This is a genomic window from Prochlorococcus marinus str. AS9601 (genome assembly GCF_000015645.1).
Taxonomy (GTDB): domain Bacteria; phylum Cyanobacteriota; class Cyanobacteriia; order PCC-6307; family Cyanobiaceae; genus Prochlorococcus_A; species Prochlorococcus_A marinus_O.
In genome coordinates this window covers 719,002-732,830 of the sequence record NC_008816.1, presented here as the reverse complement: position 1 = coordinate 732,830, position 13,829 = coordinate 719,002, and the positions used below count along the sequence as shown (strand labels likewise).

Annotated in this window: 16 protein-coding genes; 5 read left to right on the top strand and 11 right to left on the bottom strand. The window is 33.9% G+C overall.

The window, feature by feature from the left end:
* Positions 1-3: 3 nt before the first annotated feature.
* Both A9601_RS13155 and fba read left to right on the top strand, forming a co-directional pair.
* Entirely contained in the window at positions 4-1,071 is a 1,068-nt protein-coding gene (locus A9601_RS13155) for a class I fructose-bisphosphate aldolase (RefSeq protein WP_011818287.1), read from the top strand.
* 147 nt (positions 1,072-1,218) lie between these two features.
* Complete coding sequence (gene fba, locus A9601_RS13150) at positions 1,219-2,292, top strand: class II fructose-bisphosphate aldolase (RefSeq protein ID WP_011818286.1); 1,074 nt, start codon at positions 1,219-1,221, stop codon at positions 2,290-2,292.
* A gap of 50 nt (positions 2,293-2,342) precedes the next feature.
* Here fba and purQ read toward each other — a convergent pair whose 3' ends face one another.
* From purQ to A9601_RS13130, 5 genes are all read right to left on the bottom strand, one after another.
* Positions 2,343-3,008: a phosphoribosylformylglycinamidine synthase subunit PurQ gene (purQ, locus tag A9601_RS13145; protein WP_011818285.1), complete on the bottom strand. Its 666-nt coding sequence runs from the start codon at positions 3,006-3,008 to the stop codon at positions 2,343-2,345.
* 1 nt (position 3,009) lies between these two features.
* Positions 3,010-3,264, bottom strand: a complete 255-nt coding sequence (gene purS / locus A9601_RS13140; protein ID WP_011818284.1) for a phosphoribosylformylglycinamidine synthase subunit PurS — start codon at positions 3,262-3,264, stop codon at positions 3,010-3,012.
* 99 nt (positions 3,265-3,363) lie between these two features.
* Positions 3,364-3,528: a hypothetical protein gene (locus A9601_RS18615; RefSeq protein ID WP_011818283.1), complete on the bottom strand. Its 165-nt coding sequence runs from the start codon at positions 3,526-3,528 to the stop codon at positions 3,364-3,366.
* Positions 3,529-3,574: 46 nt separating this feature from the next.
* On the bottom strand, positions 3,575-4,639 hold the full coding sequence (locus tag A9601_RS13135) for a GTP-binding protein (protein WP_011818282.1): 1,065 nt from the start codon (positions 4,637-4,639) through the stop codon (positions 3,575-3,577).
* A gap of 9 nt (positions 4,640-4,648) precedes the next feature.
* Complete coding sequence (locus A9601_RS13130) at positions 4,649-5,161, bottom strand: pentapeptide repeat-containing protein (protein ID WP_011818281.1); 513 nt, start codon at positions 5,159-5,161, stop codon at positions 4,649-4,651.
* Between the two features lie 63 nt (positions 5,162-5,224).
* On the opposite strand from A9601_RS13130, the gene A9601_RS13125 reads away from it, so the two are divergent.
* From A9601_RS13125 to ilvD, 3 genes are read left to right on the top strand one after another with little or no spacing between them, the layout of a single operon-like run.
* Positions 5,225-5,842, top strand: coding sequence for a uracil phosphoribosyltransferase (locus A9601_RS13125; protein ID WP_011818280.1), 618 nt, complete (start codon positions 5,225-5,227; stop codon positions 5,840-5,842).
* A 29-nt stretch (positions 5,843-5,871) separates the two neighbouring features.
* Positions 5,872-6,162: a hypothetical protein gene (locus A9601_RS13120; protein WP_011376338.1), complete on the top strand. Its 291-nt coding sequence runs from the start codon at positions 5,872-5,874 to the stop codon at positions 6,160-6,162.
* Positions 6,163-6,185: 23 nt separating this feature from the next.
* Positions 6,186-7,859, top strand: a complete 1,674-nt coding sequence (ilvD, locus tag A9601_RS13115; protein ID WP_011818279.1) for a dihydroxy-acid dehydratase — start codon at positions 6,186-6,188, stop codon at positions 7,857-7,859.
* A 20-nt stretch (positions 7,860-7,879) separates the two neighbouring features.
* On the opposite strand, the gene A9601_RS13110 is transcribed toward ilvD, so the two are convergent.
* The 6 genes from A9601_RS13110 to A9601_RS13085 form a co-directional block, all read right to left on the bottom strand.
* Positions 7,880-8,266: a hypothetical protein gene (locus tag A9601_RS13110; protein WP_011818278.1), complete on the bottom strand. Its 387-nt coding sequence runs from the start codon at positions 8,264-8,266 to the stop codon at positions 7,880-7,882.
* Positions 8,256-8,804: a CIA30 family protein gene (locus tag A9601_RS13105; protein ID WP_011818277.1), complete on the bottom strand. Its 549-nt coding sequence runs from the start codon at positions 8,802-8,804 to the stop codon at positions 8,256-8,258. Before A9601_RS13105 ends, A9601_RS13110 begins: the two co-directional genes overlap by 11 nt.
* A gap of 30 nt (positions 8,805-8,834) precedes the next feature.
* A complete protein-coding gene (gene pgl / locus A9601_RS13100) occupies positions 8,835-9,572 on the bottom strand; it encodes a 6-phosphogluconolactonase (protein WP_011818276.1) in 738 nt (245 codons plus the stop codon).
* Positions 9,560-10,978, bottom strand: a complete 1,419-nt coding sequence (gene gndA, locus A9601_RS13095) for an NADP-dependent phosphogluconate dehydrogenase (protein ID WP_011818275.1) — start codon at positions 10,976-10,978, stop codon at positions 9,560-9,562. Before gndA ends, pgl begins: the two co-directional genes overlap by 13 nt.
* Positions 10,979-11,074: 96 nt before the next feature.
* A complete protein-coding gene (locus A9601_RS13090; protein ID WP_011818274.1) occupies positions 11,075-12,370 on the bottom strand; it encodes a glucose-1-phosphate adenylyltransferase in 1,296 nt (431 codons plus the stop codon).
* 130 nt (positions 12,371-12,500) lie between these two features.
* On the bottom strand, positions 12,501-13,811 hold the full coding sequence (locus tag A9601_RS13085) for a glutamyl-tRNA reductase (protein ID WP_011818273.1): 1,311 nt from the start codon (positions 13,809-13,811) through the stop codon (positions 12,501-12,503).
* Positions 13,812-13,829 lie beyond the last annotated feature (18 nt).

The window sequence follows — 13,829 nt, the reverse complement described above, 5'->3', positions numbered from 1 at the left end:
AGAATGGCTTTAAATTATTACAAAAATGAGCTTAAAGAAAATGCTCAATTACTAGCTTCTAAAGGAAAAGGAATATTAGCGGTAGATGAATCCACTAAAACAGTAGGTAAAAGACTCGCTGGAATTGGCGTTGAGAATACTGAAGACAATAGGAAGGCATATAGAGGAATGCTTTTTACTACACAAGGTCTTGGCAAATATATAAGTGGAGCAATCCTCTTCGAAGAAACTCTTTATCAGAATCACCAAGATGGCGAGTCAATGGTTAAGAAACTAAATGATTTAGGTATTATTCCAGGTATAAAGGTCGATAAAGGCCTAAATCCACTTCCAGGAGGAGGAGATGTAGAAACTTTTTGCTCTGGCCTAGATGGGTTAGTTGAAAGAGCCGCAAAATATTATGAACAAGGTGCCAGATTTGCAAAGTGGAGAGCAGTTCTGCAAATTACAAATGATGGTTGTCCTTCAAAACTATCAATTCAAGAGAATGCTTGGGGATTAGCAAGGTATGCAAGATCAGTTCAAGAATCTGGGTTAGTACCAATTATTGAACCAGAAATCTTAATGGACGGCGACCATACTATTGAAAAAACTGCTGAAGTTCAAGAAGAGGTAATAAAGCAGGTTTATATTGCCTGTCAAGCAAATGGAGTATTTCTAGAAGGTACTCTATTAAAACCTTCTATGACTGTTAATGGAGCAGATTGTCCAACAAAGGCTGATCCTATGAAGGTTGCTGAAATGACAATTAGAACTATGGAAAGATGCGTTCCTGCATCTGTTCCTGGAATAGTTTTCTTATCAGGAGGGTTAAGCGAAGAAGCTGCTTCAGTTTATCTAAATAATATGAACACTCTTTACAGGAAAGCTTTATGGAATGTTTCATTCTCCTATGGAAGAGCATTACAACATTCATGCTTAAAGGCCTGGAAAGGAAGCGATGTTGAAGGAGGTCAAAAAGCATTAATAGCAAGAGCTCAAGCAAACTCTGAAGCTTCAAAAGGTGCCTATGTAGCAGGATCTCAACCTTCATCTGATGAGCAATTGTTTGTGGCCGGCTACACTTATTAACTAAAAACTCCTAAAAATGTACTCTGGGTCATAAAATAAGTTTCTTTAATTTAGTATTTTGTATATCTAATGACGTGACATTTGATACCTCTTTATACTAAACTCTCGGAAACATATGCTTTATATAGCATTTAACTTATTTTAATTATGGCCCTCGTTCCACTAAGACTACTTTTAGATCACGCTGCTGAGAATGGTTACGGTATTCCAGCTTTCAATGTTAATAACCTTGAACAAGTTCAAGCAATCATGGAAGCAGCATATGAAACTGATAGTCCTGTAATCCTCCAAGCTTCAAGAGGGGCAAGAAATTATGCAGGAGAAATTTTCCTACGTCATCTAATCCTTGCTGCTACAGAAACATATCCTAATATTCCAGTAGTAATGCACCAAGACCACGGTAATGAGCCATCAACATGTTATTCAGCAGCAATAAATGGTTTCACATCAGTAATGATGGACGGTTCTCTAGAGGCAGATGCAAAAACACCCGCTAGTTACGAATACAATGTTGCAGTTACTAAAAAAGTAGTAGATTTTGCTCATTCAGTTGGAGTTAGTGTTGAAGGAGAGTTGGGTTGCTTAGGTTCATTAGAGACAGGAAAAGGTGAAGCGGAAGATGGTCATGGATTTGAAGGTGAACTTTCTACAGATATGCTTCTGACTGATCCTGAAGAAGCTGCAGATTTTGTAGCTAAAACAAAAGTCGATGCTTTAGCTATTGCTATAGGAACAAGTCATGGTGCTTATAAATTTACAAGAAAACCTACAGGAGAAGTTCTTGCAATAAGCAGAATTGCTGAAATTCATAAAGCACTTCCAAATACCCATCTTGTAATGCATGGATCTAGTTCAGTTCCTCAAGAATGGTTGGATATCATTAACAAATTTGGCGGTGAAATTCCTCAAACATATGGTGTTCCTGTTGAAGAAATTCAAGAGGGAATAAGAAATGGAGTTAGGAAAGTCAACATTGATACTGATAACAGACTTGCTTTCACTGCCGCGGTTAGAGAGGCAGCATTTGCTGATAAGGCAAACTTCGACCCAAGACATTTCAACAAGCCTGCTAGAAAATACATGAAGCAAGTTTGTCTTGATAGATACAAGCAGTTCTGGTGTGAAGGTCAAGCAAGTAAGATCAAACAAAATAGCACTAATTATTTTGCTGATCTTTACGCAAAAGGTGATTTGGATCCAAAAGTAAAAGCTACTGTTTAATTTCTTCCCAAATTAAATAAAAAAAGACCACCAAAATTGGAGGTCTTTTTTTATTTCAATATTAATGATTTTAATGTAAAGAGACCATCAGTCCCACCAATTGTCTCGTCGCATGCTCGCTCTGGATGAGGCATTAAACCAAGAACATTTCCCTTCTCATTAGTTATGCCCGCGATATCGAATGAGGATCCATTGGGATTATTTCTATATCTCAAAGCGATCAATTCATTATCTACAAGTTTCTTTAAAGTATCAGAATCACAATGATATCTTCCTTCCCCATGCGCTATTGGCAACTTAATTGTTTGTTTTTCATCTACATTATTGAACCAACCTCCTTTTGAAGAAATGATGTCCAGTTCAACGTCATCACAGATAAAATTAAGATTTTTATTTGCAACAAGCGCACCAGGCAAAAACCCTGATTCTGTCAAAATTTGAAACCCATTACAAATTCCTAAAACTCTTTTCCCGCTTTTAACAAACTCATCCAAGGCATTTATTAATGGAGAGAATCTCGCAATTGCTCCGCATCTTAAATAATCACCATAGCTAAATCCTCCGGGTAAAACTATTGCATCTACATCACTTAAATCTGAAGACTCATGCCACAAGTATTTTGTTCTTATGTCTAAACAACCTTCCAATGCCCATGAAACATCACGATCACAATTAGAACCAGGGAAGACAACAACTCCTACAGTAAAATTATCCATCTTATAATTTTTCTAGTGAATACTCATAATCTTCAATAACAATATTTGCGAATAACCTATCACACAATAAATCAATTTTTTTCCTTACTTCGTCTTCACCATTACCTTCTATTTTAACCTCAATCATTTTTCCTATACGTAATGATTTTATTCCCTCGGCTCCAAGTTTTATAGAAGCAGATTTAGTAGCTTCCCCTGCTGGATCTAAAACTGAGGGTCTTAGTCTTACAAAAACTTTTACAGCAAATTGGTCCAATTAAAAATTAATTTCTACTAGAAGATTAGTTTAAATTTTAATAAAAAGTACTATTGATTAATAAACAAATATTTTTTTAAATTAAGGTTTTCTGAGTTATTAAATGTCTATGTAGCCTCTACCAAAACAAACTAGGCAAGTTTTTCTTGAATTTTCAGGTGTTTTAAAATTTCCTGCCCCTCCACATTTTGAACATTTTATTTTATCAATTGATGTTACTTCTTCAGAGATTATTTGTTTTAAAGAAATTTTTGGATTTTCCATCTTGGGCTGTCTACTGTAGTAAGTATCCCGACAGCTAACTATAATGTCAAATTGCTATTTTTGGGTCACTTAAAATCTTAAATTTCTCTTTAATTATTTTATTGAAAGTTTTTATAGAATTTTCATCAAAGGAAATTATTACTAATTCAAGCCCAGCATTATCATTTGGTCTCCAACAATTGTCTGGAGCTTCTTCAAACCAAGTATTAATTTTCTTTCCAACAATTTGTATTTGTAAAGGTAATGATTTGTTTGGTATCCAAATACGTCCTTTTATTCGAAGAATGTTTAATTCATCCAAAATTTTTGACATCTCCTTTTCAAAGTCATTTTTTTCAAGGAAATAATTTAATTTAATTGAATCTGATACAAGTTCAACATGATTATGGTCATGTTCTTCAGTTAAAAACTCTTTATAAGTCTCTTTTTTAAAATTAAAATCAAATAGATAGTTCAAATCAATTTTGCCATTATTGGATTTAAGGACTGGAGTAGATGAGTTTAGACTTCCTTGAATTTTATGTTTTACAACTTCAAACTGATCATCATTTAAGATATCTGATCTAGAGACTAAAACGATATCAGAAACTTCTAGTTGCTCCTCAAAAAGTTCATCTATAGTGGCGTTATGATCAATTTTATCTGTTTCATTATATTGTTTTGTTATTTTATTTAAATCATTAATTGGTGAACCATTAAGCATTGATTCTCCATTAACGATACCAACAACAACATCAAGGTAAATGGAAGACCTAATTTCAGGCCAGTTAAGTGCTTGAATTAAGGGAATTGGTAGTGCCAAGCCACTTGTTTCGATAATTATTGATTCGATAGGAGGATTAAATTCTAGGAGAGCTTTTATTGATGGAACAAAATCATCTTGAACAGTACAACATAAACATCCATTGTTTAATTCGATTACGCAGTCGTCTTCAGATTCATCACATTTATCACAACTTTTAATCAAATCACCGTCAATTCCAACATCACCAAATTCATTAATTATTAAACCAAATTTTTTATTACTCTCTTTTAATAAATATCTTAGAAAAGTTGTTTTACCTGAACCAAGAAATCCTGAAACAACTATAACTGGTATTTTTTTTTTCATTTTTTATGATTAACAACCTAAGCTATATTCTGTACTCTCTCCTGTAGAACTATTTGTGCCATTAGCAATCGCACATAATTGTTTTTGTTGTGTACGACTAAGAACTGCATCAGTAAAATCTGCACCATCTATTTTTGCTCCTTCAAAATTACTCTCCATTAATAAAGCATTTGTAAAATTAACATCCGAAAGATCTGCATCTGTAAAATCTGTTGCATAAGCTAGTGCATCTCTTAAATTGGCTCCATTAAACTTTGAATTTTGCAATTTACTATTATTGAACACCGCGCCTTCTAAATTACTTTCACTAAAATTAAATCCATTCAAATCAAACTTAACGTATTCGTTACCGCTTAAATCTTGACCATGCATATCTGGCTCTAAATTAAGGTCTTGCTGGTTTCTAATCTCAGGAGGTCGTTTAGCCCATGCAGAATTTACAGAATTAAAAAATAAAATTCCAACGAACAACAAAGTAATTAATGCATTCTTTAGTGAGGGGAAAACAATTGATTTAATCATAATAAGACTGTATTTTAGAACTTAAGTATTTAAAGTTTGTAAGAGTATCCTATAGGAAAATATATGGCAATGTCAATAAAGGTTATTGTTCCTCCTCATCCATTAATAAAACATTGGCTTTCAATATTGCGAGAAAAAAATACTCCAGATATTTTGTACTCAACAGGATATGAGCAATTAGGGAAATGGCTTACATATGAAGCATTACGTAATTGGCTGCCATATAAAAAAGAAATAGTAAATACTGATAATGGGGACACAGATGGATTCTTTATTAATACTGATTATCCAATAAAAGTGCTCGCAATGTTGCCCGAAGGGTTATCTCTTTGGTTTGGATCTAAAGAAGTAATTCCTAATTCAACCCTCTCATTAGGAGAACTTCCTAAAACTATTGAATCAAATGAAGGAGTTATATTTTATTCAGAACAAATAACGACAAAATCAACCACATTAGAAACCTTAATTAAATTAAAGGAATTAGGTGTTGATTCAAATAGGATTCTTTTAATAACTGCTATTTGCTCAAATAAAGGGTTAAATGAAATTGCGAAATTATTCCCGAATCAGGTAATTTACACTTCTTGCATAGATGAGGAAGACGAAAAAAAACCATTATTGGTACCCGGTATTGGGAATCCTTTATCGCGTTTAAGTACTATATTTCAAGATAAGAACTAATATAGAATATAGGAGTAAATATTTTACCAATGTCTGAATACAGAGATTCGTCTTCAAATAATCTTTTATCATTAATAAGTGGTGCTTTTATTGGAGCAGCAGGTCTAGCATGGTGGTTAATATCTGAAGCAGACAAAAGAAAAGAGGAAAAAAAACAAAAAGCAATGATGTATTCCTCCAGAATTCAAGACGGCTCAGAAGCGATTGATTCAAATGAAAATATAAATGAAGTTGAAGGAGAGAATCTGGAGAAGAAAGTTGAGCAACTTAATTCTGCAATTGCTGATGTGAGGAAGCAACTTGAAGAGTTGGGGCAATAGAATAAAAAAGGTTCTCAAATAATATGAATAAACTCAGATCATCTGCAATAACCCAAGGTGTGCAAAGATCACCTAACAGATCGATGTTAAGAGCTGTTGGATTTAATGATGAAGATTTTAATAAACCTATTATTGGAGTTGCAAATGGATACAGCACCATAACACCATGCAATATGGGTTTAAATAAGTTAGCTCTAAAAGCTGAAGAGTCTATAAAAAGATCAGGTGGGATGCCTCAGATGTTTGGGACTATAACAGTAAGTGATGGGATTTCTATGGGAACAGAGGGCATGAAATATTCCCTAGTTTCAAGAGAAGTTATTGCTGATTCAATTGAAACAGCATGCAATGCTCAGAGTATGGATGGAGTACTTGCTATAGGTGGATGTGATAAAAATATGCCGGGTGCCATGATTGCGATTGCAAGAATGAATATTCCATCAATTTTCATTTATGGAGGAACAATAAAGCCTGGGAAATTGCATGGAGAAGATCTTACTGTTGTTAGTGCATTTGAAGCTGTTGGACAATTAACATCAGGCAAAATTAATGAAGAAAGGCTAATCCAAGTTGAGAAAAATTGTATTCCTGGTGCTGGTAGCTGTGGAGGAATGTTTACAGCTAATACAATGTCTGCGGTTATTGAAGTATTAGGGTTAAGTCTTCCTCACAGTTCCACTATGGCTGCTGAAGATCTTGAAAAAGAACTAAGTGCAGACAAAAGTGCTGAGATATTAGTCTCCGCAATAGAAAAAGATATAAGACCTCTAGACCTAATGACTAAGAAAGCATTTGAAAATGCAATATCAGTAATTATGGCAATTGGCGGATCAACAAATGCGGTATTGCACATCTTAGCTATCGCGAATACTGCAGGAATAGATATCAACATTAATGATTTTGAGAGAATCAGACAAAAAGTACCCGTTATTTGTGACCTTAAACCGAGTGGTAAATATGTGACGGTGGATCTTCATAAGGCAGGTGGGATTCCACAAGTAATGAAAATACTTTTGAATGCAGGATTAATTCATGGCGATTGCAAAAACATTGAAGGAAAAACCATCTCAGAATACTTACAAAATATTCCAGATAAGCCTCCAACAAATCAAAATGTCATAAGAGACATAGATAACCCTCTTTATAAAAAAGGACATCTAGCGATATTAAAAGGTAACTTAGCGAGCGAAGGTTCTGTAGCCAAAATTAGCGGAGTAAAAAACCCTGTATTAACAGGTCCCGCAAAAATTTTTGAAAGTGAAGAAGATTGTTTAAAATCGATATTAAATAACGATATCAAAGCTGGTGATGTTGTTGTTATTAGAAACGAAGGTCCTGTAGGAGGACCAGGTATGAGAGAGATGTTAGCTCCAACATCTGCAATTGTTGGTCAAGGGCTAGGAGAGAAGGTGGCTTTAATTACCGATGGCAGATTTAGCGGCGGTACCTATGGTCTTGTTGTGGGTCACATAGCTCCAGAGGCTGCTGTAGGAGGAAATATTGCTCTAATAAAACAAGGTGATTTAATTACAGTAGATGCTGTAAAACAACTAATTGAAGTTGATTTATCTGACGAAGAATTAGAAAAAAGAAAAAAAGATTGGGTAAAACCTATTCAAAAATACAAAAGAGGAATTCTTTCAAAATATTCGAGAATCGTAAGCACATCAAGTTTAGGGGCTGTTACTGATTTATAAATCAGCTCAAATTTTTTTTCTTAATCAATAAAACTTTTTATCCTATTTGCTAAATTTTCCAATCTAGCGCTGTATTTCGGTGAATTGCATTTTTTCCCATTATTGCTATCCATCCATAATGTTTTAACTCCACACCATAATATTGGTTCATCAGGGAAGTTAAGCTTAGAGATTACTAAAACCAACTCTTTATTTGATTTAAAAAGTTCTAATTCAAGATCATAAATTTCTAATCTTTTACCTTCTTTATCTCTACATAAGATATTAACTGTTAAATCAATATCTTCATCTTCGAATTCGTATTCACCATTTATTTTTACGACAGAATGCACAAAAGGTTTATTTGTTAAATCTGCTGACTTAGCGATTAAGCTCTCTATATTTTTAGGTGGATTTTCAAATAACACTTATTGATTTAATTAAAACTTTTATTGAACCCTGTTTAAACTCATTATTAAGTAATCCATCATCACCGAACTTAGAGTGTAGTAGTTGCAATCTTTTAATTTTAGATGGCTTGAATTTAAATGGAAAACGTACTTTATTAGCTCTTACTGAAGGTTTTAACTCACTAAAAGGAATTTGAACATTTGTTGTCCCGAATTTTTTTGTTGGAAATGATTTAATCCATCTAAGACCACCAGGAATAAATTCGGTTAGTCCTAGTAGATCATCTTCACAAGCGACAGCAAATTTAAAAGTTCTTCCTTGTCCATCAATATTTAATTCAAAGGATGAATACTCAGATACATTTAAAGAAGGTTTATATATAGAAGATCTACAACTAACAAATCCTCCTGCTTTCTCGACAATATTACCCTTTAATATCAAACCCGAATTTGAGGTTTCACAAAAAGCTGAACTTGATCCGCCCATAACAGTATCATTTAATGTTTTCCAACCATCGAACTCCTTTTTCTGGAATAAAAATTTTTTCTTACTCATTAAATAATTTAAATTATTAATAGACTTTAACTAAATTTCTAATTCTTTTGCTGATTCCTGATCACAAAATATTGAAATTTGATTATTAGATTTTATTAATTTTGATGGTGTTCTATCTGGTGGCTCTTTTTCATCTAATAACCTCTCAAGAGCAATTCTTTTAGAAGCTCCACTAACTAAAAATACTATCTTTGAAGAAGCTGAAAGAACCTTTGGAGTTAATGAAATTCTTTTTAAACCTTTACCTTCATTAAAAATAACAAAATCATCTACATTATTATTTTTTTGATAAGGGAATAGTGAGGCTGTATGGCCATCATCTCCAAGGCCTAATAATGTTAAATCAAAAGTTGGAGGGTTTGATCCGCATTTTTCAAATAATTTAGAAATAAATTGATTTTTAGTAGTTTCATCATCAGCGTTTAAATCATTGAAAATTTCATAAAAATAAGCTTTAGATCCAAAATTAGTTAGCAAAGAATTTCTCAACATTAACGAGTTACTTAATTCTGAATTTGGATCAACACATCTTTCATCTCCTAAAAAGACATCAACCATATCCCATTGAAGATCATTATGAGATAAGAGATGATAAACAGATTTAGGAGTTGAACCTCCACTTACACAAAATTTGAATCTGTCTTTCTTTTTTAAAGTATGAATAATATGGCTTTGAATAAACTTAAAAACCGCTGTTGATAGTTCTAACTTGTCTTTGCATATATTTAAGGTGTATCCATTTTTGACCTTTTCAATCATTTCATCCATTCAGTATGAAAACTACCTTCCCTATCAATTCTTTCATATGTATGGGAGCCAAAACAGTCTCTCATTGCCTGAACAAGATTCTGAGGAAGTCTATTAGTTCTATAACTATTCAAATAATCTAAAGTACTGGATAAACATGGGACTGGTATACCTGCCTTTGTGGATAGAGAAACCACCTTAGCTAAGTTATCTAATCTTGTCGCAATTTCATTGTTAAACCAATCATCAAAAATTAAATTTTTTAGATCAGGGTCTTTGTTATAAGCATCTTGAATTTTACTTAATAATTTTGATCTAATTATGCAACCACCTTTCCATATTTGTGCAATTGACGGCATATTCAAACCATAGTTATATACTGCAGATGCTTCTCTTAAAATATCCATACCTTGGGCATAGCTAGCAATTGTGGCAAGGACTACAGCATCAAATAAAGGTTTCATTCCATCTGATATATTTCCTAAATCAAAATCCTCTATATCTTTAGATGGAATAGTTTTTTCAATCTCAGTACGTTGCTCTTTTAAAGAACTCATTACTCTTGCATTTAAAGATGCATAAATAGTTGGGACTGATACCCCCAGTTCTAGAGCACTTACAACAGTCCATAGACCTGTACCTTTCTGGCCAGCTTTATCTAATATTTTTTCCACGACATCATCTCCAGTCATCTCATCTTTTGTATTTAGACAAATCTCTGTTATCTCAACAAGATAAGAAGCTAATTCATCAGTATTATTCCAAATACCAAATACCTCTGACATCTGCTGTCCATTCATACCTTTGACTCTCTTCATAAGGTCATAAGCTTCTGCAAGTATTTGTTCAATTCCATATTCAATTCCGTTATGAACAGTTTTTACAAAATGACCTGAGCCTCCTGGGCCAACATATGCAACACATGGTCCGTCTTCAACTTTGGCAGCCATTTTCGTTAGTAAGCTTTCTATTGCATCATATGAAGCCTTAGTACCACCGGGCATCATACTTGGACCCTCTAGAGCTCCTTTGGCACCTCCAGAGACTCCCATCCCAATGTATCCAAAACTTTTACTTTCAAGGGTATTCACCCTTCTTTCTGTATCTTTAAATTGAGAATTACCGCCATCTATTAATAAATCTCCTTCCTCGAGATATCCAGAAATATTATCAATGACAGCATCTGTTGCTGGCCCAGCTTTTACCATCATGAGAATTCTTCTAGGTCTCTCAAGCTTATTAACAAATTCTTGAAGAGTTTCAGCTCCCTCTATACTCTTACCAAGGCCACGACCTTGCAAAAATTCCTCAGTTTTTGAGTAAGTCCTATTAAAAACTACACTAGAAAATCCATTTCTCTCTGCGTTAAGAACTAAGTTTTCGCCCATAACACCAAGACCTATTAAACCAAAATGTGCCTTGGACATAAAAAATTAAAAAACTCAATAAATATAGTGTGCATCCAACTCAACAAAATTGCTCAAAAAAAAATACTTATGTCAGCGAAAAATGATCGAAAAGAATTAAATAACAGTTCCGTTTGCAATGGTTGCATTTTTAACTACTACGACAATTCCATTTCTGATATAAAAGCCTAATTCTGGCTTATCTGCTTCCTCTACTCGATCTTTATTAATGATCACGACATTATCACCAATTCTTGTATTCTTATCAAGGATTGCTCTTTTTACAGTAGTTCCTTCACCTACTCCAAGAGGGGTTCCGCCTCCTTTTCTTAATTCAATCCTCTCTTCAGGAGATTCAAAGAAATCGGCACCCATAACAAGAGTGTCCTCAAGAACCGAATCACTCTCAATCCTGCTTCTTACACCTAAAACACAATGTAAAATACTGCATGACTTCAAGATTGTACCTTCACAAACTATTGAATCAGTAATTTGAGCATCAACAAGTTTAGAAGGGGGGAGAAATCTAGGTCTTGTATAAATTGGAAATTTCTCATCATAAAAACTAAATGGAGGTTTTGGTTGCTCAGTCAATGCAAGGTTTGACTCAAAGAATGCCCCAATGGTGCCGATATCTTCCCAATAATCATCGAATACATAACTTTTAAGAGTATCGCCTCTATTGAGGGCTTCTGGAATTATATCCTTACCAAAGTCAGTATAATTAGGAAATTTATTTAGAAGATCGAAAAGAGTATTTCTGCTGAAAACGTAAATACCCATAGAGGCTAGGTACGGTTTTTCGGCCGCTGACTCCTTACTTAATCCAAATTTTGAAGTATCTACTGCCATTGCCTTCAACTTCTCTCCAGAAGGCTTTTCACTGAATTCTTTAATATTTCCTACATCATCGGTTCTCATTAGACCAAAACCTTCTGCCTGAGCTTCATCAACAGGCAAAGCTGCAACAGTTAAATCAGACCCATTATCTCTATGATGTTGAACAAATAAACTGTAGTCCATTCTGTACAGTTGATCACCTGACAATATTAAATATTCATCAACATCCCATTCTTGAAATAACCATTGATATTTTCTTACAGCATCAGCAGTACCTTCAAACCACTTCGGACTATCAGGAGTCTGTTGTGCCGCTAAAACCTCCACAAATCCTTGACCGAAAGGGCCATTTAAATTATAGGTTCTTCCTATATGTCTATTTAGAGATGCACTATTGAACTGAGTCAATACGTACATTTTTTCAATGCCTGAATTTATACAATTACTAATCGGAATATCTATCAAACGATACTTACCTGCCAATGGCACAGCAGGTTTAGCCCTCATTTTAGTTAGAGGGTAAAGTCTAGAACCTTTTCCTCCTCCGAGGATTATGGCCAACACACGCTTCATTCAATCTAATGGAGGTAGATATACAACTACTTAAAGTAACTGATTATGTGCATATTTAGAAATACAAATGGTCAGTTTACAAAGGTATTTCGATAAATCACTGGAAAAACTTAATATAAATCGAAAAAAGTTAGTTATTTTGTTCCTCTTCTACCAAAGAAAACAATTTTTCAACGATTTTCAAAGAAACTTGTCTTTCTTCTCTTGATTGAGGACTTCTCAACTTGGTGACCGGCGTATGAAGTATTTTATTAATTATTCCTTTAGTCAGAGCTTCCACAACTTTTCTTTCTCGAGCCGAAAAATCTGGTCCCATTCTGCTAAGTGCTTTTTGCAATTCCTCTTTTCTAATCAACTCCAAATCTGATCTAAGTTTATTAATTACTGGAACGGCCTCTAAACTTGCCCACCATTCTAGAAAAATGATCCTTTCTTCTTCTACTAAAGATTCCGCTTCCTTTGCTATTTTCTGTCTAAATTCTTGATTTCTTGAAACTACCTCTTGTAAGTCATCAACATCAAATGATTTTACAAATTGATGTTGTTTGACATCATTAGATATATTTCTCGGTACACCAATATCAATAAATTTAAGTCTATTACTCAAATTTAATTTTTCAATTTTTGCGAGATCAATAATTGGCTCTTCAGAAGCAGTACTGGTGAAAACAATGGAAGATAGTGATATGTTTTCTTCTAATTCATTTAACCCTCTACAAACAATCTCTAAATCAGGAAAGTCTTGAGCAAGATTTAATGCTCTATCAATATTTCTATTTAAAAGGATAAGTTTATGACATCCTTTTGATTTTAAATGAGTTATTAATAGCCTACTCATTCGTCCAGCGCCAACAACAAGAACGTTCTCTGATTCCAAACTTACGAGAGTATCAAAACCCTTTTCTTGTCCAATTTTTAATTGGGCAAGTTCTACAGCTGCTGAACTAATTGATACGGCTCCAGTTCCTAAATTTGTTTCAGATCTTACTTTTTTACCTGTACTAACTGATTGTGTTAATAATCTATTAAGAATTGGGCCAGTAGATTGATTTTCTTGACCTAACCTCATCATTTTTTTTACCTGCGAAAGGATTTGTCCTTCACCTAAAACGAGGCTATCGAGTCCTGCCGAGACTTTCATCAAATGCAAAACTGCTTCTTCCTGTCTAAAGCAAAAAAGATGTGGATTTAAATCTTCAAAAATAATTCCAGAATATTCTGATATAAATTCCTTTATAGATGAAATTCCAGTATTTTTATCCTTTACTAGTGCATATATTTCCATCCTATTACAAGTACTTAAGATTGACACCTCTAATACATCAGAGAAAGCTTTTAATGCTTTCAATGATTCTGTTATGGATTGGTCAGGAATACTTAATTTCTCACGCACTTCAACAGGTGCCGTGCGATGACTCAGTCCGACGACAACAATATGCATAATATCAACAATGAATTT